Origin of the sequence: Micromonospora globbae (genome assembly GCF_036184225.1) — a bacterium.
Classification (GTDB): Bacteria; Actinomycetota; Actinomycetes; order Mycobacteriales; family Micromonosporaceae; genus Micromonospora; species Micromonospora globbae.
In genome coordinates, this window is the sequence record NZ_CP108084.1 from 5,637,762 (window position 1) to 5,650,720 (window position 12,959).

The 12,959-nt window shown below is 65.1% G+C and carries 11 protein-coding genes; 3 read left to right on the top strand and 8 right to left on the bottom strand.

What is annotated here, in order from left to right; all coding sequences use genetic code 11:
- Positions 1 to 48 precede the first annotated feature (48 nt).
- The 6 genes from OG994_RS25580 to OG994_RS25605 all read right to left on the bottom strand — a co-directional run bounded on the left by OG994_RS25580 (position 49) and on the right by OG994_RS25605 (position 4,003).
- Positions 49 to 375: a hypothetical protein gene (locus OG994_RS25580; protein ID WP_328851213.1), complete on the bottom strand. Its 327-nt coding sequence runs from the start codon at positions 373 to 375 to the stop codon at positions 49 to 51.
- On the bottom strand, positions 362 to 1,093 hold the full coding sequence (locus tag OG994_RS25585) for a hypothetical protein (RefSeq protein ID WP_328851214.1): 732 nt from the start codon (positions 1,091 to 1,093) through the stop codon (positions 362 to 364). The genes OG994_RS25580 and OG994_RS25585 overlap by 14 nt, the downstream gene beginning before the upstream one ends.
- Complete coding sequence (locus tag OG994_RS25590) at positions 1,090 to 1,452, bottom strand: type VII secretion target (protein ID WP_328851215.1); 363 nt, start codon at positions 1,450 to 1,452, stop codon at positions 1,090 to 1,092. Before OG994_RS25590 ends, OG994_RS25585 begins: the two co-directional genes overlap by 4 nt.
- The gene (locus OG994_RS25595; RefSeq protein ID WP_328851216.1) at positions 1,449 to 1,814 is read right to left on the bottom strand and encodes a hypothetical protein; all 366 of its coding nucleotides are present in this window, start codon (positions 1,812 to 1,814) and stop codon (positions 1,449 to 1,451) included. The genes OG994_RS25590 and OG994_RS25595 overlap by 4 nt, the downstream gene beginning before the upstream one ends.
- A gap of 272 nt (positions 1,815 to 2,086) precedes the next feature.
- Positions 2,087 to 3,118, bottom strand: a complete 1,032-nt coding sequence (locus tag OG994_RS25600; RefSeq protein WP_328851217.1) for a protein NO VEIN domain-containing protein — start codon at positions 3,116 to 3,118, stop codon at positions 2,087 to 2,089.
- Positions 3,119 to 3,436: 318 nt separating this feature from the next.
- The gene (locus tag OG994_RS25605; RefSeq protein WP_328851218.1) at positions 3,437 to 4,003 is read right to left on the bottom strand and encodes an excalibur calcium-binding domain-containing protein; all 567 of its coding nucleotides are present in this window, start codon (positions 4,001 to 4,003) and stop codon (positions 3,437 to 3,439) included.
- A 1,332-nt stretch (positions 4,004 to 5,335) separates the two neighbouring features.
- Here OG994_RS25605 and OG994_RS25610 point away from each other — a divergent pair.
- Together OG994_RS25610 and OG994_RS25615 are read left to right on the top strand one after the other, a co-directional pair.
- Positions 5,336 to 7,258 carry an ATP-dependent nuclease gene (locus OG994_RS25610; protein ID WP_328851219.1) on the top strand — a complete coding sequence of 641 codons (1,923 nt, stop codon included), beginning with the start codon at positions 5,336 to 5,338 and terminating at the stop codon, positions 7,256 to 7,258.
- On the top strand, positions 7,255 to 8,916 hold the full coding sequence (locus OG994_RS25615) for an ATP-dependent helicase (RefSeq protein WP_328851220.1): 1,662 nt from the start codon (positions 7,255 to 7,257) through the stop codon (positions 8,914 to 8,916). The genes OG994_RS25610 and OG994_RS25615 overlap by 4 nt, the downstream gene beginning before the upstream one ends.
- A gap of 234 nt (positions 8,917 to 9,150) precedes the next feature.
- Here the strand turns inward: OG994_RS25615 and OG994_RS25620 are convergent, their stop codons facing one another.
- Together OG994_RS25620 and OG994_RS25625 are read right to left on the bottom strand one after the other, a co-directional pair.
- Positions 9,151 to 9,579 carry a RusA family crossover junction endodeoxyribonuclease gene (locus tag OG994_RS25620; RefSeq protein WP_328851221.1) on the bottom strand — a complete coding sequence of 143 codons (429 nt, stop codon included), beginning with the start codon at positions 9,577 to 9,579 and terminating at the stop codon, positions 9,151 to 9,153.
- An 805-nt stretch (positions 9,580 to 10,384) separates the two neighbouring features.
- Positions 10,385 to 11,131, bottom strand: a complete 747-nt coding sequence (locus OG994_RS25625) for a hypothetical protein (protein ID WP_328851222.1) — start codon at positions 11,129 to 11,131, stop codon at positions 10,385 to 10,387.
- Positions 11,132 to 11,740: 609 nt separating this feature from the next.
- Between OG994_RS25625 and OG994_RS25630 the strand changes: the two genes are divergently transcribed.
- Positions 11,741 to 12,589: a hypothetical protein gene (locus tag OG994_RS25630; protein ID WP_328851223.1), complete on the top strand. Its 849-nt coding sequence runs from the start codon at positions 11,741 to 11,743 to the stop codon at positions 12,587 to 12,589.
- Positions 12,590 to 12,959: the final 370 nt, after the last annotated feature.

Below are 12,959 nucleotides of genomic sequence, written 5' to 3' on the forward strand. Positions count from 1 at the left end.
TCGACGCCGCCGTGATCCTTGTGACGAGGTCCGTCTCGGTCGGGAAGGCTACTGCGGGTTTTGACTGCCGAGGTCCGTGGCGAGTCCGGCGGCTTCGTAGGTGATGCGTTGTCGTTCTTCGGGGTCGAGGTTGCGTTCCCAGTCTCTGAACCGGTGGTAGCGGTCGAGGAGTTCTCCGCCGTAGGCGTCGGTGGCGGCGATCTGGTGGAGGTCGGCGTGGCCGGCGAGGATGTCGCGGGCCATCTCCTGGAGGTCGTTTCCGGCGACTCCGTCGCGGAGGCGGGTGAGGCTGGCGTGTAGGAGTTTGGCGAGGCCCTGGTCGCCTTGGGTGAGGTCGAGGAACTGCTGCTCGGGTGGTGGTTCAGGTTGGCTCATGGAGTACCGGACTCGTGTAGGGCCGGTCGGGCAGGGGGACCTTGGACAGGTCGCCGCCCTGTTCGGCGAGGGTCTTGATGAAGCTGAAGAAGCCGAGGATCGCGGTGCCGCCGGCTTGGATCTTCAGCGCGGCGTCGTTGACCTTCTTGACCAGTTCGGTGGCTTGCCAGGCGGCGATGCCGTAGCCGGCGACGGCACCGACGCCCGTTTCGATGAGCGCCGTGCCGGCGGCGGCGCTGACGCCGATGATGATGGCCTTGTCGATCATCATCTTGACGAGGCCGCCGATCATGTCGGCGAGCAGCCAGATGGCGCGGGCCGCTTCGTGGTACTTCTCTTCAACCTGGATGAGGACGAGGTTCTGCTGCACCAGCGCCTTCGTGAGCTGCCGGAAATAGACGAAGGCGGCGTCGGCGGCATGTCCGTCCCACTGCTGGTCCATGTGCGAGGCGGCCAGGGTGACGTTCTGGCCGATGGCTTGCAGGCACTGCCCGAGGTTGCCGTAGGCGTCGCCTGCCTTGTAGAAGCTCTGCCAGTCTCCGACAAGGGCATTGCTGATGGTGCCGATGACGTCGTAGCCGGCGCAGTCCTTGATGATCTGGTTGACCCAGTGGGAGATGGACAGCGCGTCCAGGACGCCGATCGGGTTGGCGAAGCCCTTGGTCATCGAGGCGTCGGGTTCGGCGGGCTCGACGAGGAAGTCCGTTGGCTCTCTCACGGCAGGTTCCCGCCGGTCGGGCGCCCGCCAGGCAGCTCGTAGCCGCTGCGGTCGATGGCCGGGTAGGTGGCGTCCAGACGGGCCGCGCTGCCGGTGTCGGTGCGCCGGTAGTAGCCGGCGGTTTCCTGGAGCGCGTCGCGTGACTCGTCGAGCAGCTGCACCAGATGGGTGAGCCGCTTGTTCATCTCGTCGACGAGCTTCTGATGCGCCGGCCATGCCTCGTTGAGCAGACCCTGGCTGTGCCACGACATGTCGGTGTGCTTGACGATGTAGGCCTTGGCCGTCTGGGCGTCGAGGCTGGCGTCGTTGAGGCGGGAAGCGGCGGCCTCCAAGGCGGTGGGCTCGACGGAGAAGCTCACGACAGACGATCCCCGATGATGCCCGTCACCACGAGCAGGACCGCGGCAGCGAGCAGCGCAAGAGCCATGACCCGACCACGGCGCTTCGACTCCGCGTTGATGCTCGCCCGATGCACACCGACGCCCGCGACCGCCGCCACACCCAGGGGCACCGCGACCGACATGAAGCGGAAGAACGACCAGACGCTAAAGGTGCCGTCGTCGTCCCCGACGACCGCCAGCTGGTAGACCAGGAAACCCAAGCCGACCACGCAGAAGAAGAACAGCACCATCGACACCAGCGCCACGCTCTTGCGGAAGTCATGCCACTGATCCAACTTCTCCGGCACCGCCACCGGATCCGTCTGCCCCGTCTCACTCACGACCGCACCATGCCACAGCCCGACCACGCAGCGCGACCCCGCCTTCACCCGGCTGGATCCGATGTCGGGAACTAGGCAGGCCAGCACTCAGTAAGCAGGAGCTAGAGCATCAGCACGATGCCAGGCCTTCTGAGGGCATTCCCCCAGTTGCAGATGACTGTTGTCGACCGACGAAATCAACTCGTACCCCTCCGCTGCGACATCCAAGCGATCAAGGTCCATTACTTGAGCCTGGTGACAGGTTGGCCGACTGAGTCAACGCAAGCTTGGAGCTAGCGGATCGCCGGAGGGGGCTCCTCCGGCAGTACCTCAGGCACTCTAGGATGTTGAATCGCCGCCTCGGCCTTCCCTTGATTCCAGCCGGATACGCGCCCCAGCCAGCCTGTCGCCTGAAGATCCTCGGCCGGTGCCCTGTAGTCCTCCACGTGGAGCAACTCGCCTCCCGTGGCCACGTACGGCCGCTGGCTGCGATCGACCACGATGTCGCGAACAACGATCAAATCCGCGCCGTGCGGACACGACCGAAAGTGAAGGACTTCTTTTGGCGTGTACTCGACGTCCGCGCCTGCTCCGCTGGTTCCCTTCACCTCGACGTGCTTTTCCGCGCCAGATGGCTTCCGACAAACGAGGTCGTACGGCTTGCCAAGGGGCTCCACCTCCGGCCAGCCGTGCTTGTCCTTCATGTGCTTCGTCGCCAGATCAACGGCGTGTTCCTCGATGACCTTGTTGAACTCGGGATCATGCGAACGTCCAGCACCGCGGCGGCCGCGAACCGGGGGGAAGGAGGGCCGTGGGCTACCAGCAGTTCGGCTCAGATCCGGCGTCAGCGACTCGCCGCTGGTGGTGACGCCCATGGCGTGCAGAAGCGGAGCTATGTCCAGCTCGACGCGTACGCCGCGGTTTTTGATCGCCGCCTTGCGAAGGGCATCACTCGCCTCACCCAGAACGCCGCCGGGACCGGCGTCGACGCCGGCCAGCCAAGCTACCGGAGTCAGGCCGATGCGGTGCGGGTAGATCACTGTGCCGCTTTCGACCTCGTCCGGCCAATGCGGTGCATGCCCTCGGTAGAGAGGAGTGGTGAACTCGCACAGCACCAGGTCCAGGCTGCCCTTCTGCCAGATGCTGGCTTCAACGCGCGGGCTCCCGTTCGTGTGGTCGTGGCCGAATAGCACCCATCGGCTCCGAGCGGCGTACTGCGGGTCGTAGTCCTTGAACCCCCAGGTTTGGGTGTCGAGTCCAAAAACGAGATTTCGCCGCCCGTTCGGCGACGAAGAGGACCAAACGCAGAGGACGGGCTGCTTCACGAGGAAAGCACCTCACCGGCTAAGAGGTATGGTGGCCGCCCAATATAGACCAGGTCATCTTAGAGCACAACGCTAAAGGGGCCTGATGTGGCTGCTGCGGGGTGATGCCGCGTTGGGTCACACGTTGAGGTGATCGGACGCGCTGCGGAGGAGCTTTGACATCAGTTGTTGACATCAACGGCGGCGGCTGTGCCGGACGAGCCCAGACGGCGTCGTCTCAGAGCCGGACTCGGTAGCCGTCAGCCTTGCCGACAGCGCCTTCATGCGAAGGGTCAAAGGCGCGGCAGCGAGGTCAGGTCGCCAGCCTGCAGGCGGGGCCTATTCGCAGACCTTTCCGTCGTTGTCTCGGTCGATGTACCAGTAGTACTCCGGGTCCTCGCCCTGAACGTATGGGCCGTAGCCGTGATCGTTGGCCTCGGCGCAGGTACTGAAGCGGGGGTCGTTGTCGCCGCCACCGCTGTCCCCGCCACCGCTGTCCCCGCCGCCGGTGTCGCCGTTGCCCCCGTCGGGCTCGCACGCCTCGCCGTCGAGGTCGCGGTCCAGGCCGGTCCGGTACCCGGGATCGCCCCTGTACAGCGGGTCCGCGCCGGCGGCGCGCACGGCGTCGCAGTTCTTGTAGTAGACGGCGGGTGCGGTGGTCTTCTTCGGGCTTGGCTTGGGCGACGGCTTGGCGCTGGTCGGGGCGGCCGTGCTCGGCGACGGTGAGGGAGCGTTCCTAGCCTCGGTCGTGGATGGCGCTGGCGCGGCGATGTCCTGAGCCGGCTCGGTGGGCTCGGCGGCTTCGTTGGAGCTGGCAGGCTTCGGCGGGTCTTCCATCATGTTGCTGATGCCGCCGAGTCCGCCGCAGCAGAGAAGCACCACGGCGGCGATGAGGAAGGACTGCACCGCTGTCGACTGGCGGCGCCACCATGACGGGCGCGGCGGTGGCGCAAACGCCGTGGTGGGGTCGTACGGGGGCGGCGGTGGAGCCTGGCCGCGCCACGGGTCCTGGGGTGGCAGCTCAGTCACACACGACAGTGTGAACTTGAAGTTGCCACGCTCGGCTCGCGTGTCGCCGAGCCGACATATCCGGCTACCGGCCTTGCGAGCACGGCCCCGGCAAGCGGAGCGGCAGAGGCAGCCGGGGCAGCGAGAAATCCAGCACCGCACGGCAGGAGCCGACAATGCACAGGCACTGATGCCCTCCTAGACAAGGCAAGACGGCGTCGGACGACATCAAGTGATGCCGCGTACCCGCGTTCGGGACGAAGAGGTCGTCGGCGCCGGTCGGCCCTGCCTGACCCCTTGAGCGGGATCCAGCAGTACAGCAGCGATGTACAGCAACCGAGCGAGCCGCAAGAGCTACCAGGGGGCGCACAGGAACTGTCCGACGTCGGGAACGGCCGTAGGAGATCGCGTCGCCCGGAGCTACGGATCAGAAGGTTAGGGGTTCGAGTCCCTTCGGGCGCGCAAGATCACAAAAGCCTGACCTGCGGAAACGCCGGTCAGGCTTTGTGGTTTTCCGTCCCTTGTGGACGTGTGGCTGCTCGGTGGCTGCTCGTCCGACGAGCATCCCCTGCGTCCCGGCCGGTCCGGTGGGGTTCGGGTGGGTCCAGCCTGGTCCTGGCGGCGACGGCGAAGCGGATCACCGATTCCATCGATGGGCATCGAGCGAGCGGGTGCCTTCGCGGCTGAGTGGGCTGCTGTCAGCCGGCTGTCGGCGGCTGCACCCACCGCATCCGGTCGCCCGGGTCGTCGAGTGCTCAACGCGTTGATCGGCTTCGCCCCGCGTGCCGAGCGTGGCACCAGGCTCCTGTGGGCGTTCTCGTCGGGGGCCTGTGTCGGCGTACCGGCATCGGTGTAAGGGTTGGGTACGGCGTGGCGTACGAACCCTGCACCGGGCTCGTATTAGCCTCCGGGGCCCGCTTTGGATCGCGGAACCGGCCGAGTTGAGTGCACTTGATCATGTCGAGCGGAGCGTCCGTATGGCGTTCTTGCGCGGTGGCTCATTCGGACTGATTTGGTGATCGAGGTCGATGCGCCGCGACCCAGCCCGGCGACGACTCAGTGCTGCGGCCGGCAACCTACCCAGCCGAGGGAATCGAGAATCGATATGTCAGGGTGATATTACGCGCCGTCGCGGAGCGTGCGGTTCGGCTGCGCGGCGCGCTATGTCAGAGCGACCCGGCGGGGCGCCGTCATGAGCACTGGTGCAGCGAGGAAGGCGAATGAGCGCCGATGAAGATCACGACGTTGCGGCTGAGCAATTTCCAGTCCTTCGGTCCGGAAGCGACGGCGATCGATCTCGGCGAACTGACTTATGTTCTCGGCCCTAACGGTTCCGGCAAGACCGCCGTCCTCGAAGCGCTTTCACGTTTGTTCAGCCCGCTCGAAACCCAGCGCAGGATTCGCCTCGAGGACTTTCACGTGCCGATCGACAAACGGGCGAGCGAGGTGCAGAGCGGAGAGCCTGCCCTGTGGCTGGAGGTTGATGTTGAGTTTCCGGAAGCGGGGGCGGATGGGCAGCACGCTTCCGTTCCTCCCAACTTCTCACACATGGCGATCGACAAGGCGGACGGGGTTCCGCGGATCCGTGTGCGCCTGACGGCATCGCTCGCCGCGGACGGTGTCATCGACGAGAAGATCGAGTACGTGCTGGAGGCGGACGATGCTGGTGATCCCACCCAACGAGCCGAGATGTCGCGCTACGACCGAAGGCACATCGAGGTGCACTATCTGCCTGCCCGTCGCGACCCGGCCGACCACATCTCGTACACGACGGCCTCGCTCATCGGGCGCATCCTGAGAGCCGCCGACTGGACGACGGAACGGAGGACGCTGAGCGACCTCACTGATCAGATCACCGCGTCGCTCGCCGCCAACGCCGCGGTGACCGGTGTCGGCGTTCAGCTGGCCGGCGAGTGGCGGGGGCTCCATAACGGCGCCTACTTCAAAGATCCGTCGATCGCCTTTGGACGGGGTGATCTGGAGGGGGTGCTGCGCCAGCTCACCGTGACGTTCTCGCCCTCGCACCACGGAGCGCCGCTACTCTTCGAGCGGCTGAGCGACGGGCAGAAGTCCTTGCTCTACATCTCCCTCGTGCTCGCCTGGCAGTCCCTGGCCAGGCGGGTGCTCAACGGCGCCGAGACTTCCCTCGACCCAAACCGCCTGCGTCCGCCGGTGCACACAGTCATCGCCCTAGAGGAACCTGAGAACAGCCTCGCACCGCAGTATCTCGGTCGGATCATCCGTCAACTGCGCAGTGCCAGCTCCCACGGGGATGTCCAATCACTCATCGCCACGCACGCGCCCACACTCCTGCGTCGGGTCGATCCCCACTCGATCTGTTTCCTACGGCTGAACGCGGCCCGGGAAACGACCGTCCACCGCATCGTCCTTCCCGCTGACGACGAGGACGCCGCCAAGTACGTTCGGGAGGCAGTTCAGGCATACCCCGAGCTGTACTTCTCCCGGTACGTCGTGCTCGGCGAGGGCGACAGCGAGCAGGTGGTCTTGCCCCGAGTCCTGGCAGCCGCCGGCATCGCCGAGGACGACGCATCCGTATCGGTGGTCCCGTTGGGTGGCCGACACGTCAATCACTTCTGGCGACTGCTCAACGAGCTGCAGATCCCACATGCCACACTGCTTGACCTCGACAGTGGCCGCTACCACGGCGGGTGGGGTCGGGTGCGCAACGCTCTGAAACAGTTCAACAAGGTTCGGCCAGGGACCTACCCGAAAGACAAGATCGATGCCCTCCCCAGGTGGGATGACGACCGCGGCTTTCCAACCTTTAAGGACGGACGCGGATCAATCTGGTCTCTGGAGCGGCGGGGCGTCTTCTTCTCCCACCCGGTTGATCTTGACCTCATGATGCTGGAGGCATACCCCGACGCCTACGACATCGATCCGACGGACCCGGACGAGAAGACCATCGTGGCCGTGCTCGGAAAGAACCACAAGAACGAAACCCGCCTTCCCGACGACGTTCTCCAACTTTTCGACGACTACCACGACAAGTTCGACCTCGCAAGCAAGCCTGCTACCCACCTGGCCGCTCTTGCGGATCTGAGTGACGAGGAGTTGTTGGAGGGGCTGCCCGAGGTTCTCGAGCGGCTGGTGGAGCATGTGCGCACGAGTCTTGCCGGGCTGCCGGAATGATGCGGCCCGAGCAGTGGCGTCCCGTCGACGGCCTGGTCCTCGAACCGAACGCGATGACGGCCGCCACGATATCGGACGAGAATGTGGTTGTCACGGCTGGGCCAGGAGCGGGGAAGACTGAGCTGCTCGCGCAGCGAGCGGACTTTGTACTGCGCACCGGGCAGTGCCCTTACCCGCGCCGGATTCTGGCAGTCTCGTTCAAGGTCGACGCCGCCCGCAATCTGCGCGAACGGGTCCGTGGTCGTTCCGGTCCACAATTCGCGGCTCGGTTCGACAGCCTCACCTTTCACGCCTTCGCGAAGCGTCTGATCGATATCTTCCGGCCCGCGCTCACGGGGCAGAACGTTCTGGACCCGGACTATCGGATCGATCCTGACACCCGTGTAGCTCGCAAACAGATCACCTTCGCCGACCTGGTGCCGCTAGCGCTGGAGATCGTCGAGACCAACGCCTACGCCCGCGGAGGCATCCGCCAAACATATAGCCACGTCTTCCTCGACGAATTTCAGGACTGCACCGGGCAGCAATATCGACTGATCAAGGCCGCGTTCGGCGAGTCAACGGCTGTCCTAACGGCCGTCGGCGACACGAAGCAGCGGATCATGGTCTGGGCTGGCGCGCTGGACGGGGTGCTGAAGACCTTCGCCGAGGACTTCTCCGCTAGGGCGCTTCCGCTCTATCAGAACCGCCGGTCTGCACCCCGCCTACGACGAATGCAGAACCGGATGATCGCACAAATGGATCCCTCGGCGGTCAGCCCGGGCGAGGATCTGGCCGGCGACGACGGCGTCATCGAAGTGCTCCCCTTCGACACCGACTACGACGAAGCACAGGGCGTGGCGGACCTCATCGAAGGCTGGCTTAAGGAAGGCGTAGCACCGGACGAGATCGCCGTCCTCGTGCGTCAGCAGCCACACCTGGTCGCATCGGCCCTCGGTGGCGAGCTCACGAACCGCAGTATCCCATTCCGCAACGAGCAAGAGAGCCAGGACCTTACCGCGGAGCCAGCAGCCGCGCTCGTGTTGAACTTCGTCCGGGTAGTCGCCGACGACCGCCAACCCGACGCGTACGCCGAACTCATGCGGATGGCGAATCGCATGAGCGCCTCCGAGGACGAGGCCGCACGGTTCGACAGCCAGCTGAAGCGGATGCTCCACACAGCCCGCGCGAACGTCCGCGATCCCGCGTTCAAGGCAGACCAGCCCACGGCGTGGAGGCACCTCGTCGATGAGTTCCTGAAGCTGGTGTCACGACCGGTACTGACCGCCCTATCACCCGGGTACCAGCAGGGCAAACGGCTCGACGACCTGATCGAGCAGGCACTTGATGCTTTCAGCAGAGAACTCGCAATTGACGGAGACGCCGTTCAAGCGCTCCGACGGCTATCTGAAGTGGACGCAATCCGTTTCTTGACCATCCACAAATGCAAGGGCTTGGAATTCGAGAAAGTCGTAGTCCTCGGTGTGGAGGAACAACTCTTCTGGGGCAGCGACACCACAACGATCATGTCCGAGTTCTTCGTGGCGATATCCCGCGCAAAGCGCCACCTCGTAATGACCTACACCGAGCGCCGCGAACGACCAGAAGAGGCCACGAAGAGATGGGAAGAGCGGCGCTCTCCGCACGCAAGACTGTTGGCCTTTGCTCAGGAGGATTAGCGGTCGAGAGCCCTGACGCGCGCTTCCACCGCCGAGTAGGCGGATGGCTTCGAGGGCCTTTTGTCTCGTTGAAAACGGGCTCCTCGCCGACAGGCGGGCGTTGCCGGGCGGTTGCGGCTAGGGAGCCCAAAGGCGAGATCGAGTGCATAAGGGCGGGTAGGCGCGGGCGCATTCATCTGCCGCGATCCGCGCTTTGTCGCCACACCCATCGCAGGTGGTCGCGATGCAGGCTGGTCACCAGCCGCCCAGGATTGAAACGCGGACAGAGTAAGAAGCGCTCTCGGCAAGCTCGACGCTGTACGTCACCCGGCGAATCTGGCGGTCGTCTACGTAGAGTGCGACCTCTTGGAGCGCTCCGAGGTGGGAAAGGTCCATGCTGGTTCGATGACTCTTGTCTTGGAGAACGTCCCCGATTCCCCCGAGATAGTTGGTTGCGTCTCCAGGAGGACGGCCTGCCGGCGCTTGAACAACTACATCAAGCGCGATGTCGGCGCTTACTATCGTCCAGCCGACTTGCCGTGACGCTACGGCGGCTGCTTCCAACAGGGCTCGGACACTTCTGTGGTGCTTGTGGCCGGCGGCCAGCATGGATCTGGCCTCATTCTTGAGCGGTGGCCATCCTGGTACGTCGAAGGCGATCTCGAGGGCACCGTCCGGGTTCATCGGCACAGTGTCGACTGATTGACGCGGTATCGGAAGGTCAGACGTCCTCTTCTAGCCGCTGACCGAGCATTGTGCTATACCGCGTCCTGCGGGGGGACATGACTGAGGAGGGTGCATCATGCCTGCCGGGCGCGGGCACTTACGTTGGCGGTTGGTGACCGCCGTAGTCTGTTGCTCCGGGACGTCGTTCGGTCGGCCAGGTGTTGCACCATAGGCACGACCAGCACAGGTTCGTAATGTTGTTGGAGCCGCCGTTGAAGCGGGCGAGGCGGTGGCCGAGGGAGCCGATACGTCTGCCGACGGCCGCCCACGGCGCCGGTCGGCCGTCGGGGCCGGATGGCCGTCGTTCGAGGGCGAGGGAGCCACAGTGCTCGCACCGTCCTTCGGCGGCTTGGAGAACCGCCCAGACATCGGCGGCGGTGATCTTGCAGTCTCGCTGGCCCGGACATGAGCCTCGCCCGATTCGCTGTGCGTGCCTTTGCCCGGCACCATTGCTGGCGTTGTTCCGCAGTGGTGTCCGCGAGATACTGGGCCCATGACCTGTAGACGAGGGCGGGCCGTTCTGCTTCAGCGTCGTCTTCGGGTGCCAGCGGTGCCGGACGTGCCCTGCCGAGCAGTCTCTTGGCCTGCGAGGGCGGTAGCTGCGCAGCGAACCGGAGCAACTCATCAATGGTCGGCGCCTCGCGCATGGGCTCCATGATTGCGATTCTGCGCCGTCATGTTTGACTACCACTAGTACTCGCCAAGGGTGACCGAAGTTGTCCTGCCCGTGCCGCTGTTGCAAGGCTAGGCCACCGGAAAGCGGCTACGGTTCGGCCGCCGGATGTGGAGCCCCGCCCCCCGAAGCGCCCGCGTCGGGTCCTGACTCGTCGTCGACCTGACTGACCGGATCGTTCGTCGCCACGGGGATGGGCATCTCCGCCCTGATGGGTTCGCCGTTTCGAGTCCGTAGCCACACCTGGCCGCTCAGGTCGGAGTACCGCAGGGTGATTGAGACGTCCGGCAGTTCGTCGAGCAGCAGTTCCGACGTTCCCCGATCGAGGATGCGGCCCGCCGTTCTCCAGGTTCCGCCCGGCTCCAGGGTGGCGGGACCGGGGATCACGATGAAGCCCTTGGGTGTGTCAACCAGGGCGTCAACCTGCAGAACCGGGTGGCTCCCGAAGTTGGCGACGGGGACCCACGCTCTCTTGAGGTAGTCGCCGTTGTCGGACCATGCCGTGTCGATTTCCGCCGAGATGACGCCACGCGCCTCTCTCAGGTTCGCCTTGCGCTGCTCGGCGGCGAGTTCGGCGCGCGCCTCGCGAGCCTGGTTCATCTCGAAACGCAGCAGCCAGCCGGTAAATCCGGCCGCAACCAGAGCAGCGGCGACGCCCACGATGCTCGCCCAGCCCTGCATCCAGTCGGTGACCTTTGGCGGCTCCTGGCCGGGCGGCGGGGTATAGCTTGCGGTCACCACGATGGCCAGTGCGACGAAGATGCCCACGGCGGCCAGGCCGAGCGCCATGGCGCTGAGCGCGAGCCCGGAGGTCCAGCGGTTGCGAGCGGAAGTCACGCGAGCACGGTAGCCATCTGCCGCCACATGCCGAACGTACGACACATCCGCGCGGGGCGATACCGCAGCGCTCGCCACACCGACCGGTAAGCGTGGAGCCTGCGCTCGCCGGCGCACGTGGCGGTTGGGCTTACCGCGCGAGCCCGCCCCCGCCACGGACTGTCCGTCGGCCGTGTGATGGCGTTGGCAGCACGCCACGTGCTGCGGCGCGGGAGTGCTGGGCGGGTCGGGTTTACTCGCCGGGTTGTGGGGGGTGGGGGCCGCTGTCGCGCGCGGCTTCCTCGAGGTGGAGGAAGTCGTCGATGACTCGGGCGAGGCTTTTCCTGGATCTGGGGGTGAGCTTTTCGATGGATCTGGCCATGACTCGTGCTTCCCGGCTCACCGTTTTGGGCTCGTCGTCGCCGAGGAGGTAGCCGGCGGGGACGTTGAAGAACTCGGCGAGGGCGCGCAGGGTGGTGGCTTTGGGGCTGATCCGGGGCGATCGCAGGAGGTTGCGGATGCCTTCGGCGGTGATGCGGTGTCCGCGTGCGGTGAGTTCCCGGGCGACGGTCCACTGGTTACCGAGAAACGCTCAGTGACCTCCCTCTGTTTCGAGTAGGGTCACGTCTCGTGTCCGAGCTGACGAAGCTTCGCGAGTCATATGCTGCCGCCTGCATTCGCGCTGTGCTGAACGTCGACGTAGAGGACGGGACCGATGACGGCACGCTGCGGCGGATGTACGACCTTCAGATCCGATACACCGATCGTCCGTGGGCGCCGGTCGAGGTCACTTCCCATCTCGACGAGCCGACCGAAGCAGTGCTCGCGCGTATCAGTGCAGAAGATGGCGGTATCTGGTCCGCCCGAACGCTGAACATGCGATGGTCCACAAGAATCAGGACCGATGCCAATGTCAAGAAGCTTCGACGGTCGATCGAGCCCGCCTTGGCGAAGGCCGAACGCGTCGGGCTGGATCGGGTCGATGACTGGGTCATTCGACAGTTGCGCAGAGATCTTGTTGCCGCGCCCACAGACAAGATCGCGGAGGAAAGGCTGGAAGCGGCACAGCGCCTTGCCGAGATTGGGGTCGCCTCCGCGCGAGCATCGCTCCCAGATCTCGACGGGGCCGAGATCTGGGTTGCAGCTGGCGAGGGCGGCGGTACGTGGGACGGCACGGGCGAGTCGATCATAGGCTGGCTTGATACCTTCATGCACGACGCCAAGCGGTCCGACCTTCTCAAGAAGTACACGCACCTGCCCTACAACGAGGCACACATCTTCATCTTCGTAGATATCAATGCTGTCGAGTTCTCTGTATTTAGGGCCCTTTACGATAACGACACAGTTCCGCTTCAGGCTCCCAAGCTCCCGCCCCCTTACACACATGCGTGGGCGGTAGCTGCGGGATCGGCGACGGGAATTCGCTGGGATCCTGAACTTGGCTGGGCGCGGTGGGCGCGGCCCACTGCCAGGCGCTGACGGTTAGTCGGCTCGGGGCCTTCTCCGATGTCGCTTTGAGCGATATCGAGCGAACTCACATCGGCATGTCCGCATGCTGGAGGGGCACCGAGATCAGAGAGCACAAGGCGGACTGCAGGGCGCACTTCACGATCGGCGCTCGGCCGCCGCAGCTCGCGGAGCAACAGGTGCCCCCTGGCGCCGCCGGAACACGACAAGTCCGGCCCAACATGCTGATCATTCCGGAGACAGCAGTGGCCACATGCCGTCTGCCACCGCAAATGTCCCGTCGCTGGTCATGGGAGGTTCCCATGTTGTACGGGAACAACCGGGGGCGCCATTGGGTCCTGCGTTTCCGCTGGTCAGCACGTTCCTTGCGCCTGCCCACTGA

Coding starts and splice junctions, on each gene's coding strand:
- OG994_RS25580 (WP_328851213.1), bottom strand. CDS start 375: ATGAGCCAACCTGAACCACCACCCGAGCAGCAGTTCCTCGACCTCACC.
- OG994_RS25610 (WP_328851219.1), top strand. CDS start 5,336: ATGAAGATCACGACGTTGCGGCTGAGCAATTTCCAGTCCTTCGGTCCG.
- OG994_RS25620 (WP_328851221.1), bottom strand. CDS start 9,579: ATGAACCCGGACGGTGCCCTCGAGATCGCCTTCGACGTACCAGGATGG.
- OG994_RS25615 (WP_328851220.1), top strand. CDS start 7,255: ATGATGCGGCCCGAGCAGTGGCGTCCCGTCGACGGCCTGGTCCTCGAA.